The sequence below is a fragment of the Psychrobacillus sp. BL-248-WT-3 genome (assembly GCF_012843435.1).
In the GTDB taxonomy this organism is placed as follows: domain Bacteria; phylum Bacillota; class Bacilli; order Bacillales_A; family Planococcaceae; genus Psychrobacillus.
The window spans coordinates 1-13,751 of sequence record NZ_JABAFC010000057.1 but is presented as its reverse complement, the minus strand read 5'-3'; the positions used below and the strand labels follow the sequence as shown (position 1 = coordinate 13,751).

At 39.1% G+C, this 13,751-nt stretch carries 15 protein-coding genes; 6 read left to right on the top strand and 9 right to left on the bottom strand.

Features of this window, described 5'->3' with window-relative positions; genetic code table 11:
- Positions 1 to 104 precede the first annotated feature (104 nt).
- Together speB and speE are read right to left on the bottom strand one after the other, a co-directional pair.
- Complete coding sequence (speB, locus tag HF876_RS17845) at positions 105 to 977, bottom strand: agmatinase (protein ID WP_169361406.1); 873 nt, start codon at positions 975 to 977, stop codon at positions 105 to 107.
- A gap of 3 nt (positions 978 to 980) precedes the next feature.
- Positions 981 to 1,814 (bottom strand): spermidine synthase, encoded by an 834-nt coding sequence (speE, locus tag HF876_RS17840; RefSeq protein ID WP_169361405.1) that lies wholly within the window; start codon positions 1,812 to 1,814, stop codon positions 981 to 983.
- Between the two features lie 167 nt (positions 1,815 to 1,981).
- Between speE and HF876_RS17835 the strand changes: the two genes are divergently transcribed.
- The gene (locus HF876_RS17835) at positions 1,982 to 4,060 is read left to right on the top strand and encodes a transglycosylase domain-containing protein (protein ID WP_169361404.1); all 2,079 of its coding nucleotides are present in this window, start codon (positions 1,982 to 1,984) and stop codon (positions 4,058 to 4,060) included.
- Between the two features lie 783 nt (positions 4,061 to 4,843).
- Here the strand turns inward: HF876_RS17835 and HF876_RS17830 are convergent.
- Positions 4,844 to 5,365, bottom strand: a complete 522-nt coding sequence (locus tag HF876_RS17830; RefSeq protein WP_169361403.1) for a YwhD family protein — start codon at positions 5,363 to 5,365, stop codon at positions 4,844 to 4,846.
- Between the two features lie 67 nt (positions 5,366 to 5,432).
- Between HF876_RS17830 and HF876_RS17825 the strand changes: the two genes are divergently transcribed.
- Positions 5,433 to 5,618: a 2-hydroxymuconate tautomerase gene (locus HF876_RS17825; RefSeq protein ID WP_169361402.1), complete on the top strand. Its 186-nt coding sequence runs from the start codon at positions 5,433 to 5,435 to the stop codon at positions 5,616 to 5,618.
- 18 nt (positions 5,619 to 5,636) lie between these two features.
- Here HF876_RS17825 and HF876_RS17820 read toward each other — a convergent pair whose 3' ends face one another.
- The 3 genes from HF876_RS17820 to HF876_RS17810 all read right to left on the bottom strand — a co-directional run bounded on the left by HF876_RS17820 (position 5,637) and on the right by HF876_RS17810 (position 7,822).
- Positions 5,637 to 6,152: a YwgA family protein gene (locus HF876_RS17820; protein ID WP_169361401.1), complete on the bottom strand. Its 516-nt coding sequence runs from the start codon at positions 6,150 to 6,152 to the stop codon at positions 5,637 to 5,639.
- Positions 6,153 to 6,165: 13 nt separating this feature from the next.
- On the bottom strand, positions 6,166 to 7,461 hold the full coding sequence (locus HF876_RS17815; protein WP_169361400.1) for an HD domain-containing protein: 1,296 nt from the start codon (positions 7,459 to 7,461) through the stop codon (positions 6,166 to 6,168).
- Between the two features lie 133 nt (positions 7,462 to 7,594).
- Positions 7,595 to 7,822 (bottom strand): YuzB family protein, encoded by a 228-nt coding sequence (locus HF876_RS17810; RefSeq protein WP_144539789.1) that lies wholly within the window; start codon positions 7,820 to 7,822, stop codon positions 7,595 to 7,597.
- A 156-nt stretch (positions 7,823 to 7,978) separates the two neighbouring features.
- On the opposite strand from HF876_RS17810, the gene HF876_RS17805 reads away from it, so the two are divergent.
- Entirely contained in the window at positions 7,979 to 8,602 is a 624-nt protein-coding gene (locus tag HF876_RS17805; RefSeq protein ID WP_169361399.1) for an RsfA family transcriptional regulator, read from the top strand.
- Positions 8,603 to 8,700: 98 nt separating this feature from the next.
- Here HF876_RS17805 and lipL read toward each other — a convergent pair whose 3' ends face one another.
- Both lipL and pta read right to left on the bottom strand, forming a co-directional pair.
- Positions 8,701 to 9,531, bottom strand: coding sequence for an octanoyl-[GcvH]:protein N-octanoyltransferase (lipL, locus tag HF876_RS17800; protein WP_169361408.1), 831 nt, complete (start codon positions 9,529 to 9,531; stop codon positions 8,701 to 8,703).
- Between the two features lie 20 nt (positions 9,532 to 9,551).
- Positions 9,552 to 10,496, bottom strand: coding sequence for a phosphate acetyltransferase (gene pta / locus HF876_RS17795; RefSeq protein ID WP_169361398.1), 945 nt, complete (start codon positions 10,494 to 10,496; stop codon positions 9,552 to 9,554).
- 151 nt (positions 10,497 to 10,647) lie between these two features.
- Here pta and hemQ point away from each other — a divergent pair, with 151 nt between their 5' ends.
- From hemQ to gerQ, 3 genes are all read left to right on the top strand, one after another.
- On the top strand, positions 10,648 to 11,397 hold the full coding sequence (gene hemQ / locus HF876_RS17790) for a hydrogen peroxide-dependent heme synthase (protein ID WP_169361397.1): 750 nt from the start codon (positions 10,648 to 10,650) through the stop codon (positions 11,395 to 11,397).
- Between the two features lie 414 nt (positions 11,398 to 11,811).
- On the top strand, positions 11,812 to 12,237 hold the full coding sequence (locus HF876_RS17785) for a cell wall hydrolase (RefSeq protein ID WP_205964170.1): 426 nt from the start codon (positions 11,812 to 11,814) through the stop codon (positions 12,235 to 12,237).
- A gap of 19 nt (positions 12,238 to 12,256) precedes the next feature.
- Complete coding sequence (gerQ, locus tag HF876_RS17780) at positions 12,257 to 12,619, top strand: spore coat protein GerQ (protein WP_169361396.1); 363 nt, start codon at positions 12,257 to 12,259, stop codon at positions 12,617 to 12,619.
- A 268-nt stretch (positions 12,620 to 12,887) separates the two neighbouring features.
- Here gerQ and HF876_RS17775 read toward each other — a convergent pair.
- Positions 12,888 to 13,751, bottom strand: an 864-nt coding sequence (locus tag HF876_RS17775; RefSeq protein ID WP_205964169.1) for a hypothetical protein, incomplete at its 5' end; no start/stop codon positions are given.

Sequence of the window (13,751 nt, the reverse complement as noted above, 5' to 3'; positions counted from 1 at the left end):
TTAACCCATCCTAGTAGCATTTCTCTTATGAGCTTCGATGCAGTGTTGGCTGTTTGGCTTCCGCTTCACTTCGTTCAGCTCCGCAGAACATTAGAGACCACTTTCTATTTAACCCATCCTAGTAGCATTTCGCGTAGTAGTTTCGATGCTGTGTTTGCGGTTTGCTCCGATTGGTCGTAGATTGGGGCTACTTCTACTAGGTCGAAGCCTACTACGTTGACGCCTGAGTTTGCGATTGCGTGGATGGAGGCCAGTAGTTCGCGGCTTGTGATTCCTCCGCAGTCTACTGTACCTGTTCCAGGTGCATGCGCTGGGTCTAGTACATCGATGTCAATTGTTACATAGACAGAGCGTCCTTCAAGTGTCGGAAGTACTTTTTTCAAAGGCTCTAGCACTTCAAATTTAGCAATTTGCATGCCATTTTCTTTTGCCCAATCGAACTCTTCCTTCATTCCAGAACGAATTCCAAATGAGTAGACGTTTTTAGGTCCTATATGCTCTGCAATTTTACGGATTGGAGTGGAGTGAGATAGTGGTTCTCCTTCATATTCCACCCGTAAATCTGTATGTGCATCCATGTGAATGATTGCCAAGTTATCATATTTGTTCGCCACCGTCTTCATTACTGGCCAAGAAACTAAATGCTCTCCACCCATGCCGACCGGAATTTTTCCGTCCTGCAAAAGCTGGCGGATGAACCCTTCAATTAAGTCTAGACTTTTCGCTGCATTTCCAAATGGAAGTGGAATATCTCCTGCATCAAAATAGTTCACATCATCTAGTTCTCTATCAAGATATGGAGAATATTCCTCTAGACCAATAGATACTTCACGAATACGCTGGGGACCGAAACGAGATCCAGGACGATAGCTTACTGTCCAATCCATCGGCATGCCATAAATGACAGCCTGTGCTTCGTCGTAATTCTTCTTACTTTTAATAAATACATTACCTGAGTATGCTTCATCGAATCTCATAGTTTACTCTCCTGCAAGGTCTTTCACAAATTTCGGTAAAACAAATGCAGCCTTGTGAAGCTCTTTTGTGTAATATTTAGTATCTATATCGAAGAATTGCTCATCTGGAACTTGTAGTGGATCATATTTTTTAGATCCAATTGTAAAGCACCATAAACCACTTGGATACGTTGGGATATTAGCCAAATACATATTTGTAATTGGGAATATTTCCTTCACATCTTTTTGTACTTGGCGAATTAAATCTGCCTTAAACCAAGGGTTGTCCGATTGTGCAACAAACAATCCGTCTTCTTTTAAAGCTTTAGAGATTCCAGCGTAAAAGCCCTTCGTAAATAGATTTACTGCAGGTCCTACCGGCTCTGTTGAATCTACCATAATGACATCATACTCATTTTCAGATTCAGCAATATGCATAAACCCGTCTCCTACTTGCACATCTACTCTTGGGTTTTCTAATTCACAAGCAATCTCTGGTAAATATTTTTTTGAGTACTCAATTACTTTTCCATCTATATCAACTAATGTCGCTTTTTTAACCTTCGGATGCTTCATAATCTCACGAATTACTCCACCGTCTCCCCCACCAACTACTAATACATTTTCTGGGTTAGGGTGCGTGAATAAAGGAACGTGTGCAACCATTTCATGATAAACAAACTCGTCCTTTTGGGAAGTCATAACCATGCCATCTAAAAAGAGCATGTTACCCCATTCCTCTGTTTCAGCCATTTCCAACAGTTGAAAATCCGTTTGTTCTGTATGAAGTGTGCGTTTCACCTTCATTGTGATGCCAAAGTTCTCGGTTTGCTTTTCTGTAAACCAAAATCCAGCCATTTATCTATCTCCTTCCAATATATGATTCTTTTACTTTACCTAAAAAGTAAATACAAAGAAAGTATAGTGGTTTTTGGCAAAAGTGCAATAGTTTTTTAATTCTCGGTTTAATTTGTTTCTATAGTTCTCATACTGTTAAAAACACAGGTGAGAACGGGGTTGATTTTTTGAAGCGCGCGCAATATAAAAAGAAGACTACTCGAAATAAAAGATTAAAAAGAGTTCTCCTAATAGGAATAGCTGCTAGCTGTGCATTTTTAAGTGCCATAGTCACTCTTCGAATATATGCGCAAATAGTTGGCGCACCGATTATTCAGGTTCCAATTTCCTCTGTATATTTAGACAATCAAGGTAACGTAATAGGAGATCGTTTTAATGAGCAGCGTAGGTACTGGATATCACTAGATGAAATGTCTCCCTTTATTCCACAAGCAACTATTTCCGTGGAGGACCAGGAGTTTTACGAGCATAATGGTTTTGATTACTCTCGAATTGCTTCCGCTCTTCTAAAGGACGTAAAGGCAGGGAAAAAAGTTGAAGGTGCCAGCACTATTACTCAGCAATATGCACGTAATGTGTTTTTAACCCACGATAAAACATGGACAAGAAAAATAAATGAAGCATTGTATGCTTATCGCTTAGAAATCTTTTATGAAAAGGATGAGCTTCTAGAGGGTTATTTGAACACTGTTTATTTTGGACATGGGATGTACGGAGTAGAGGCTGCAAGTCAGTATTATTTTGGGAAAAGTGCTAAGTCTTTAACTTTAGGAGAATCCGCTCTTTTAATGGGTATTCCAAAAGGACCGACCCACTATTCTCCAATTGTGAACGAAGAAAAGGCCGTTAATCGTCAAAAGCTAATATTACAATTAATGAACAATCAGCAATTCATTACTTCGGAACAAAAGGAACGTGCTAACCTAGAGCATTTAGCTCTAAAAACAGAAGAATCAAGAGTAGCCAAAAAGACAGCACCTTATTTCTTAGAGGAAGTTTGGAAGGAAGCTACAAAAATAGTGGAGAGCAAAGGCCGTCGCATCGAAGAAGGTGGGTGGACGATTACTACTACGTTAAATAAACAGCATCAGCAGGTAGCAGAAGAAACCATTGAAAAGTGGATGCCTAAAGGGGAACTGCAAATTGGTTTCGTCAGTATGGAGCCCAAAACAGGTTATATAACAGCTATGGTTGGAGGAAGAAGCTTTACCGAAAGTCCCTTTAACCGAGTTACACAAGCAAAAAGACAAACTGGATCAACAATCAAGCCTTTACTGTTTGCAGCAGCACTAGAGAATGGCTTCTCACCCCTTACTTACTTAAAAAGTGAGCGAACGATTTTCACCTATGACAATGGACGAAGAGAATACGAGCCTAAAAACGTAAATGGAGAGTTTGCTAATCATCCAATCTCCATGGCGCAGGCCTTAGCAATCTCCGACAATATATATGCAGTGAAAACATTGGAGCATATAGGCTATAAACCATTTGAACAACTGGTGGAACGCTTTAATATCAACATGAAGGTCGATCAAACACCTGCTACCGCGTTAGGTACACCAGAGGCTTCCTTACTGGATATGACGAAGGCATACAATACGATATCAGATAAAGGAATCCAAATGAAACCAACGTATATTACGAAAATCTCAGACAATGAGGGCAAAGTTATATATGACATCAGTGAGGAAAAAAGAAAAGGCAAGAAAGTATTGTTAGAAGAAGATGCTTTCTTATTATCACATTTGATGACTGGAACTTTTGACCCTACTTTTAATGATTACTCTCCTGCTACCGGTATTAGTATACGCGCAAAGCAAACACGTCCTTACGCAGCTAAATCGGGAACAACGAATACAGACCAGTACCTGATAGGATTCTCACCACAGCTAACTACTGGGGTTTGGAATGGCTATGACCAAGGCAAGGCAGTGAGTGATGCAGAAGCGAAGCAGGTAACGAAACAAGTATGGATTGAATTCATGGAGCAAGTGCATCGTGGACTACCCGAGGAGCCATTTATCGCTCCTGCAGGTGTACGCGGGGTTATCGTAGATATAGAAACAGGAGGACTTGCAACCTCTGATTGTGAAAAGCAGCGACTTGTTTATCTGAAGGAAAAGGATATCCCAACTAAGCTTTGTACAGATCCACGACTAAAACAGCACACATTCGAGGATTTATCGGAACAACAAAAAGAAGATGAATCCTGGTCCATCTTCCCTTTCAACTTCTTCGGAAACTAAGCATTTATAGTTAAATGGCTTTTTAAATAATAAAGTAGAATTGATTTCCGCTCTGTCGGACGCCTGCCGCTACAATCAATCATATAAATTGTTCGTGTTTTAATTGGTAAATTGCTATTTATGAAATTGATAACTTTAAAAAATTGAGCTAGGGAGAATAACCCCAAGCTCAATTTACTTTTATATTGTTTTTACCGAAAACCAGTTAGTTTTTTCATTTAACTTTTGAAACCGTGAAATCGGCAACTTGATTTTACGGTTTTATTTCTTTTTAAAGCTGCTAATTTCTTGTAAGACATCTATCCATTCCTATTGTTTGGAGTGGAGGCGGCGACTCCTGGGGGAATAGCTCGAGCTGAAAGCCCCGCAGGAGTAAAGCGACGAGGAGATTGAAGCCGTGCCCCCGGAAAGCGTCCGCCATAATGGAAAACAACTAGATTTTATTTTGAGATCTCTAAGTTTTTCGTGTTTTCCATAAGAATAGCAGCAATTATGAAATTGATTCTGCATTATTAACAATCTCTACATTTTAACATAGCCTAAAATTTAAAAGGCCTTTCATCTCCCTAAAGAGACGAAAAGCCTTTTCTTAGTATAATTTTCTGTTTAAAGTTGGAATGATTTGGATTGGGTTTCACAAATCTTCCAGCCCATCTCATACTCATTTAACTAAGTGTCCTAGCATTACTGTGAAGTAAGCTTTAAGTAAATTGTACTTTCTTTTTTCAATTAATTCAACCGTCTAATCGGACTATGTTGTAATTAATTCACTCAAAAGTTATTTTAATATGATATTTCTAAATCTTGATGCAGCTTTTGTTCGCTTTGTTCCCACATTTGAGGATTGTGAGATTGTAAAAATTCCTTCAAGATTTCTTTTGAACGATCGTCCATAAAATCAACTAAAATTTGACGCTTCATAGACTTATCCATTCGATTGACATGGTCAGCTAAAATCTTATAACCACGTCGCTTCTCTCGATTTACTACCATCTCACAGGCAGCTACGCCGGCGTAATAAGGACCATCCTGCTTGTAATCGATTGTTACCCAAACTAACCAATATGGCTTTCCTCCAGCAGAATCTTCCCGATTGGTAGTAAATTTAATACCTCTTTCAGTATCGCTTCTTGCATGCATCGCACCAATTTCAACTTTGGCAGTGCCTTCTTCTATATCGATAATGACTGGAGAAACGTTCTCAAGTGAAAGAGAACCGATCCCATATCCCTTGTGACCATCAGTTGGATCGTTTTTAATAATGGTAAATCCTACTTTTTGTTTCGGTTTTTCTTCATTTGTCATGCGTATGCTCCTTTTCTTCTGTTATGATGTTAAGTATACTGATTATTTCTACAAAGGAGGTAACAAAATGCCATATGTAACAGTAAAAATGTTAGAAGGCCGTTCAGATGAACAAAAAAGAGAGCTAGTGGAAAAGGTTACTGCAGTAGTTGCAGAAACGACTAAAGCTCCAGTTGAGAATGTTGTCGTATTTATCGAAGAAATGCCTAAAAACCACTATGCGGTAGCTGGAACACTTCTTAGCGATAAATAAAGTAAACCAAAGCTATTCCTAGTGAATAGCTTTTTCATTCATCAAGTTCATCACAAACGAAAAAGCTTCCTCGATTTCCTCATCACTGTAATTCAACTTTCCTTTTACAACACGTACTTTTTCAATTTGTTCTTCCTTTGGAAAGTTCTCAAAATAAAGCAATGTAGATACTAGCTCTAAAAACCGTGAGCTTTTCTCCTTCATTTGTTTAATGCAGGAATTTAATGCGGCACTAGGTTCTGCTATCTGAGCCATTTGAGTAAAGTGTTCCCCTGCATCGGTCATTTGATATTTATATTGGACGTAAGAGCCTTTATCCTGACGCTCCTCCTGCAAAAATCCCATATTACAAAGTTCCTCTATACGTAAGGTTAGCTCTTCAGAGTATGGGCCATATATATGGAAATCATATTTCTCTTTATATGGAAATTGTAGTTTCTTTGCGATATAGACCATTTTTTGTAATTTTTTTCTTCCCGTGATCCCGTCTGCTGCTCCGATAAATTGTACAATTTTTGCATGTTCCTCTAACAATACAAACCCACCTCTATTTTAGTAAATCAAGTATTTGTTTCTTCAAAGCCTTCTTCTTGCCGTCTGCAGTCAAAAAGTCCTCTGGAAAGTATAATTTATGATCTGTTCGTCGCTTACCCGAAATAGCTTCTACCACTTCCGATTGGCGAGAAAGTTCACGTATTTCTCCATTTGGCATTTGCAGGTGTATCGGGATACGCTCTCCCTCTTCTCCTGGTCTATAAAAATCGTAAGGCAAGTCTGATGACGAATCAAACACCAAATAATATTCTGGATCAATTCCAACTCGCTTAAAAAGCTGCTCTAATTCCTTCATTTTCACATAGTCTTTTGCCAAGTCAAATTCAATATATTGAAATAGCTTACGGTTAACAAAACGATTACATAAATCAGACAAAATGGCATCCTTTTCATTCATCCATAGCTGAAAATACGTTAACAATACCCCTTCATCTAATGCCAAATAATCATCAAGAGTAAAGGTCTTGTCAAAAAAACGAACAAAATGAGTAGGCTGCTGCTCGAAGGCATATCCGTTTTCACTCAACGCTTTTGCTCTATGCAAAATTTTCGTAAGAATGACTTCTGCACTTCGTGAAACTGGGTGGAAATATACTTGCCAATACATTTGGTAGCGGCTCATAATATAATCCTCTACCGCGTGCATCCCAGTAGATTTAATAACTACCTGGTCATCGAGCGGTCTCATCACTCGTAAAATACGTTCCATATCAAAATGACCATAGCTTACCCCAGTAAAATAAGCATCTCTTTGTAAATAATCCATACGGTCTGCATCTATTTGGCTTGAAATAAGACTTACCACTTGCTTGTTAGGATAAGTTTTCCCTATTACATCGGCAACTTTTTGAGGAAAATCAGGACTGACTCTTTTAAGTACCTCATTAACCTCTGTATCTCCAAGTAAGATTTGCTTTGTAAATTCCTCATGATCCAATCCAAATACATTTTCAAAGGCATGAGAAAATGGTCCATGTCCCAAATCGTGTAGCAATGCTGCACATAATACTACCAGTCTTTCAGAGGGGTCCCATTCTGGTCTTCCTTCAAAACTATCATCTACGATTCGACGGACGATTTCATATACACCTAACGAGTGATTAAATCTGCTATGTTCTGCCCCATGAAAGACTAGATAAGTAGTACCCAGCTGTTTAATGCGACGAAGCCGTTGAAATTCTTTTGCCCCAATCACGTCCCAAATCACTTGATCTCGAACATGTATATATCGATGGACTGGATCCTTAAATACTTTTTCTTCTGCTAGCTTTTGCGTAGCATAGCTCATATCTCACCCTCCATGTCTCTTAAAAATGTAGCTCACTTCCTATTAACTAAAGTATAAAGAAAAAAGCCGCTTATGGAAAGGCGGCAATAGTTCGTTACATATAGGATAACCTTCTTGCAAGGAATGTCTATTATTATGATTCCAGCTTGGCGCGTACTTTCTCCATTAATTCGTCCTCAGTTAAAGCTGCCACTGGACGATTATTTATAAAAGCAAACGTCTTTTTACGCCCTGGACCGCAGTAGGACTGACATTCTTTAATCTCAACCTCTGCCTCTGGATCGATTGCTTTTAGCTTTGGAATTAATGTTTTTAAATTAACGGCCTGACACTCATCGCAAACTCGAAAATGGTTTGCCATAGTACACAACCCTTTCTATAAATAGATATTGTCTACACGTCATTGTATCTTAAAGTTTATATTGCTATCAAGTGTAAATTACGTGAATAAAAGAGCGATATGTTGTCCATGATGTTAATAGAACAACGAAACTATGAACATGGTAGGAGGACAAACATGGTAAAAATCAGACAAGACGCATGGATGAGAGAAAACGATGAATTGTTAGCTGAATTGGTGTTAAGACACGTTCGCGAAGGTAGCACCCAGTTAAACGCTTTTGAGGAAGCTGGTGACGAGTTAAACCGTACTGCAGCTGCTTGTGGATTTAGATGGAATGCAGTAGTTCGCCATCAATATGAAACAGAGCTAAAAGAAGCAAAGAAAGAACGCAAAGAAAAGCTTCGTATTTTAGGAAAAGATTACAGACGTAGAGGAAATGGAATCTACCTAGCGAAACCTCAGGAAGAGGGAGAACGCACTCAATCTATTCCGGTTTCTGCATTATCGATAGATATAATCATTGCTTATCTAGTACGACTGCAGCATAGTGATTCAGATATTTCTAGATATCGTCATATGGCAACGATCTCAAATGAAAAGATTCGTAAGTTAGAAAGCGAGCTTGCCAAACTCGAAAAAGAAAATGCTGCTATTAAACAAGATTACGAGCAATTCGTACAAATCATGAACCGTGCCCGTCGACTAGTAACATTAAACGACGAAGAAATGCCAGCAGTGCCAGTATTTCAAATGGAGAAAAACGGCAACCTAGTAACAAAAGAACCACCAACCGTTTAATGGATTGGTGGTTTTTTTCTGATTATATCAGCATTTCGTTGCAGTTAGATAGACATACTCAATGTGCGCAATAAAACTTTTTTATGCGTATGGCTTGGTTATCCTTCTAGCATTTTTTGATTTCGTTTTAGTACTCTTTCTAAGTAGAATCGATAAAGTTCCGCTTCTTCCTGCATAAGTGATTGAGAGACCACTTGCTCGGACCTTTGATGCAGTAGTTGTTGAATTCGAATGACTACATCCTGCACTGTAAAGGTCGCTTGCAGCAGCTCATTAAGTGAAGCCATGACCTCAGGTTTTATACTAGGGTAACTAAACTTAGTATCCTCTCCCTGAACCCCTACTTCATAAAATTCTTGGATAAGGCGGGCTCTTTCGCTTCCGCTTCCTTCAACGCAAAGGTACACCTGGACAGCTATGCCTTGTCTCAATCTTCGTTGAGAGATCCCAGCAAATTTTTTGCCTCCAATACTTAAATCATAGGATCCGGGACAATATGAGCCTACTATTTCATAAGCTTCTATTTTTCCCTGAGCCTCTGGGAAAAGTTGCTGGACATAAGCCAACATAACCTCGTAGCCAGTAGGTATGTCTATGGAATTTTCCTTTTCAGACAACACGATTGATATATTTAGGACACCTTCATCTAATACAACCGCAAGTCCTCCTGAATTTCGAACGATAGGATTGTAGCCTCGCGTACGTAAGAAATCTTGAGCCTCTTCTACAAAAGGTAATCTATGATCCTGAATCCCCATTACTACTGTTTGATCATGTACCCACGTTCTTACGGTTGCTGGGGACTGCCCCTGACCGACTACATGACAAAGTAAATCGTCAGCTGCAAAGGATTCCAATGCAGAGCGGCTTTTTCCGCTAAGTGACTGATCCCAAAAACGCCATGTTTGTTGCTCCAATAAAACATCTATTTCTGACATCCCTATTCTCCTTAATCTAGTGCTTGAGCTGCTGTAATATAAGCAAGCTTGTATACATCCTCTGCATTGCAGCCTCGTGATAAGTCATTTACTGGGGCATTTAATCCCTGCAGTATCGGCCCAATTGCTTCAAATCCTCCAAGACGCTCTGCTATTTTATATCCTATATTGCCTGACTCCAACGAAGGAAAAACTAAAACATTTGCATCTCCTCTCACTGTGGCTCCTGGTGCTTTTTTATCCGCAATGGACGGAACAATACTTGCATCGAATTGAAGCTCTCCTTCTATCACTAGCTGAGGTGCTCGTTCTCTTGCAAGCCTTGTTGCTTGGACGACTTTGTCCGTCTCCTCCGATTTTGCGGAACCTTTAGTAGAAAAAGATAGCATTGCCACCTTTGGCTCTATACCAAATGCAGCAGCTGTCTTAGCTCCCTCCACTGCAATTTCTGCTAAGTCATCACTTGTCGGAGCAATTGTAATGGCACAGTCGGCAAAAATATAGCGTGTATCATTCTTTACCATTAGAAATGCCCCACTAGTCTTTGTAATTCCAGGCTTGGTTTTGATAATTTGTAAGGCCGGTCGCACAGTTTCTGCAGTTGTATGTGCTGCTCCACTTACTAGCCCGTCCGCTTTTTTTGTATAAACAAGCATTGTTCCAAAATAGTTAACATCCTTCAAGATTTCTCTTGCCTCTTCTATAGTCACTTTACCGTTGCGTCTTTCCACAAAAGCATTTACTAGTTCGTCCATATGTTCATAGGTTGCGGGATTCAACACCTGTAAGCCACTTGGAATATCCCTCTCATTTCCTATGACAATAGGCTGAATTACTCCCTCTTCCTGCAATTTTAATGCTGCCTCAATTATTCTTGGATCGTTTCCCTCTGGTAATATAATGGTTACATTTTTACTTTGCAGCTTGCCTTTTATTTCTGTAAATAAATCAGCCATAATAACGCCCCCATCAGGATATATTTGTACATTAAGCATACACGAGTTTGTCACAGATTGTCATGTAAAAGTGGGGCTAAAAGGGGAATTCTAAAAGCTGGTATGGTAAACTAAATATGCGAAATATTTATTAAAGGGAGTGTCTTATATAATGAATGAAGCAGCTATTACATTAGATGGTTGGTACGTTTTACATGATTTCCGCCAAATGGATTGGGCATCATGGAAACAAGTAGATCCTGAACTTCGTAAACAAGCAACAGATGAGTTCGTTGCCTTTTTAGATGAATTACAACAAGCAGACGATGCAAAAACTGGAGCTCACGCTTTCTATACTATTGTGGGCCAAAAAGCAGACTTTATGTTAATGACGTTACGTCCAACTATGGATGAATTACAAGAGCTAGAAGCGAGATTCAACAAGTTAACAATTGCTGACTTTACGATTCCTGCATATTCATACGTATCAGTAGTAGAATTATCTAACTACCTGTCTGGTGAGTCAAATGAAGATCCATATCAAAATCCACATGTGCGATCACGTCTATATCCACAACTTCAACGCTCTCAATACGTTTGCTTCTACCCAATGGACAAGCGTCGTGATGGCAACGATAACTGGTATATGCTTCCTATGGAGCAACGCAAAGAGTTAATGCGTAGCCATGGAATGATCGGTCGCAGCTATGCAGGAAAAGTGAAACAGATTATCTCAGGTTCAGTCGGCTTTGACGATTTTGAATGGGGAGTAACATTATTCTCAGATGATGTACTTCAATTTAAAAAATTAGTATATGAAATGCGCTTTGATGAAGTAAGCGCTCGCTATGGCGAGTTTGGTTCCTTCTTCGTTGGTACTATTTTAGAAGGCGAAAAACGCTCTACATTTTTCAATCTTTAATATAAATATCTAAAAGGCTGCCTTTTGGTAGTCTCAGACTGTAGCACGAACCCCATGAATTTTGGTGTTTGCCTACAGTCTTTTTCTTTAAGATGGAGATAAAGCTTGTTAAAGTTGCTTCCCTCGCTGCGCTCAGTCCAGGGTCTTCAGCTCGCGCTATTACCGCTGGAGTCGCCACTCTGCGCTCCAATCAACAATAATGTTTCTTATTTAAAATTACGGAGAGGCAAACTGTGGGCTACTCAGTCCATATCACAGACATAACCTGGATTACCCGGAAAAGGGGAAGAAATCGAAATCTATTCTACACCTTCTGTCTACAATCTGAGACTGCCTTTGGGTAGTCTTTTTTTATCGGCAAAATTTGTCATGTTAAGTCATTTCTTAACATAGTTTAATGTAGGAGGTGATGCATTGGCGGTAGTTCGTGCGACTTCGAAAGACATCGATCTACTAGCAAGGCTAATGCGAGCAGAAGCAGAGGGTGAAGGCGAGCTAGGAATGCTTATGGTTGGCAATGTAGGAGTAAATCGTGTTCGGACTGCATGTTTAGACTTTAAGGATATAAGAAACCTCCAGCAGATGGTATATCAACGCCCCGGTGGCTTTGAGGCAACTACTAAGTCCTACTTTTACCAGCGTGCAAGAGATAGTGATTTAAAGCTAGCACAACGTGTAGTTAACGGTGAGCGTTTTCATCCTGCAACGAGATCATTATGGTTTTTTGACCCCGGCGAGAGTACTCCATGCCCTGCACAATGGTATGGACAATGGAATACCGGGCGCTTTAAAGCTCATTGCTTCTTTTCCCCTACCGAAGAGGAATGTCCAGAGATTTAAAAACAGAGAGGATGTATAAATGGTTCAGTATTATTGGTATCCTGGTGCTTACCCAAATCAACAGTTTCCGCAACAAGCTCAGCAAGTCCCAGGTCAACAACCGCAACAACAGCAATATACTCCAGGTGTGCAAATACCCGCTAGTGGTCGCCAAGAAGAATCCTATGTAGAGAACATCTTAAGATTAAACCGAGGCAAGCTTGGAACATTTTATTTTACGTTTGAAAACAATGCAACACGAAACAATGTAGTCCTGAACGGATATGTAGAGGCTGCTGGACGCGATCATGTGATTATTAGTGATCAAAATGGGAAACGATACTTAATGTTAATGATTTACTTTGATTATGCGACGTTTGATGAAGAGATCAATTACTTTTAACCATCGGCAAGGCTTATTCTTTTTGGAGTAAGCCTTTTTCTATTACGCTAACGCTGTTCCCCAGGAGCTCAGCTTCCTCTTCAAACAAATAATGCAGAATTTCCCCCCCACAATGTATCAATTGGACTGAATAAAGTAAAACTTGAAATGGAATTTTCTAATTTCACGTTTTTAAATTGAACTACTAGATATGTCCCAAGTCTATTTTAATTTGAAATACTTTTTACTAAATGGCTAAGAGTTCAAGTAATACGAAGCTATGAAATAGCTAGTTTCTACCATTCTCATTCTTTTTATGATTACTTATCGTACGTTTAAGACTTTCTTTCTGCCTTTTAGCTATTTCACTAGGTGTCATATTTAAAAAAGCGTTAACATTTTTAATATCTTTATTTTCTTGCATGTTATATCGACTTACATTATTGGCCGCCACGAACGAACCCCATCCAGAGTAAGTAGTGCCAATCCCAGAAGAGTTGTATTCAAATTCTATTTGAATATTTCCGATTTTTTCAATTTGCTTAATATATTTTTTATGGTTTACACCCATGTACCAAGCATAGCCATATACTTTTGCATCAAGTATTTCTGAGATAGTGAGTTTTTCGTTGTTATTCATAAACGCTTTTACAATAAAATTTGTTCCGAACTGATCGCTACCCTTAAGATTTTCTAAAACTACTGCTCCAGAGTAGCTCCCGTCATCTAATAAGATAGATAGTACATCTCCTTTTTCAAAAAGAGCAGGTTTAAATCTTACCTGTTTAGGTTTTTTAGGTTTCTCTTTGGGAGTAGATAATTTGGTTAGAAATGATAAAAGTGCTTTTTCTCGCTTTTTTATGTCTTGGTTGGAAGCTCCAAGTTCTCTCCAACATTTTATATCGCTACCACTTTCTATTATTTCCTTAATCTTTTTATAAAGTTTATCATTTTGCATGCCGCATTCCCAAGCTGCAAACCCTGCTGCAAAATATAGATTGTGCAAAGAATCCTCGTCTTCTTTAAACTCATTTTCGTATGTTTCGATAGCTTTATATATTACAGTTTCAATAGGTACCCCCTCGTATATTAGTAATAAGAGCTCTTTCCGATAGAATTTCCAGTTGATCCGGACAGCTGGAGGATCTGTTGG

What these genes read in the sequence shown, in the direction of transcription:
- speB (WP_169361406.1), bottom strand. Translation starts at nt 977, where the DNA reads ATGAGATTCGATGAAGCATACTCAGGTAATGTATTTATTAAAAGTAAG.
- speE (WP_169361405.1), bottom strand. Translation starts at nt 1,814, where the DNA reads ATGGCTGGATTTTGGTTTACAGAAAAGCAAACCGAGAACTTTGGCATC.
- HF876_RS17830 (WP_169361403.1), bottom strand. Translation starts at nt 5,365, where the DNA reads ATGACAAATGAAGAAAAACCGAAACAAAAAGTAGGATTTACCATTATT.
- HF876_RS17825 (WP_169361402.1), top strand. Translation starts at nt 5,433, where the DNA reads ATGCCATATGTAACAGTAAAAATGTTAGAAGGCCGTTCAGATGAACAA.
- HF876_RS17815 (WP_169361400.1), bottom strand. Translation starts at nt 7,461, where the DNA reads ATGAGCTATGCTACGCAAAAGCTAGCAGAAGAAAAAGTATTTAAGGAT.
- HF876_RS17810 (WP_144539789.1), bottom strand. Translation starts at nt 7,822, where the DNA reads ATGGCAAACCATTTTCGAGTTTGCGATGAGTGTCAGGCCGTTAATTTA.
- HF876_RS17805 (WP_169361399.1), top strand. Translation starts at nt 7,979, where the DNA reads ATGGTAAAAATCAGACAAGACGCATGGATGAGAGAAAACGATGAATTG.
- pta (WP_169361398.1), bottom strand. Translation starts at nt 10,496, where the DNA reads ATGGCTGATTTATTTACAGAAATAAAAGGCAAGCTGCAAAGTAAAAAT.
- hemQ (WP_169361397.1), top strand. Translation starts at nt 10,648, where the DNA reads ATGAATGAAGCAGCTATTACATTAGATGGTTGGTACGTTTTACATGAT.
- gerQ (WP_169361396.1), top strand. Translation starts at nt 12,257, where the DNA reads ATGGTTCAGTATTATTGGTATCCTGGTGCTTACCCAAATCAACAGTTT.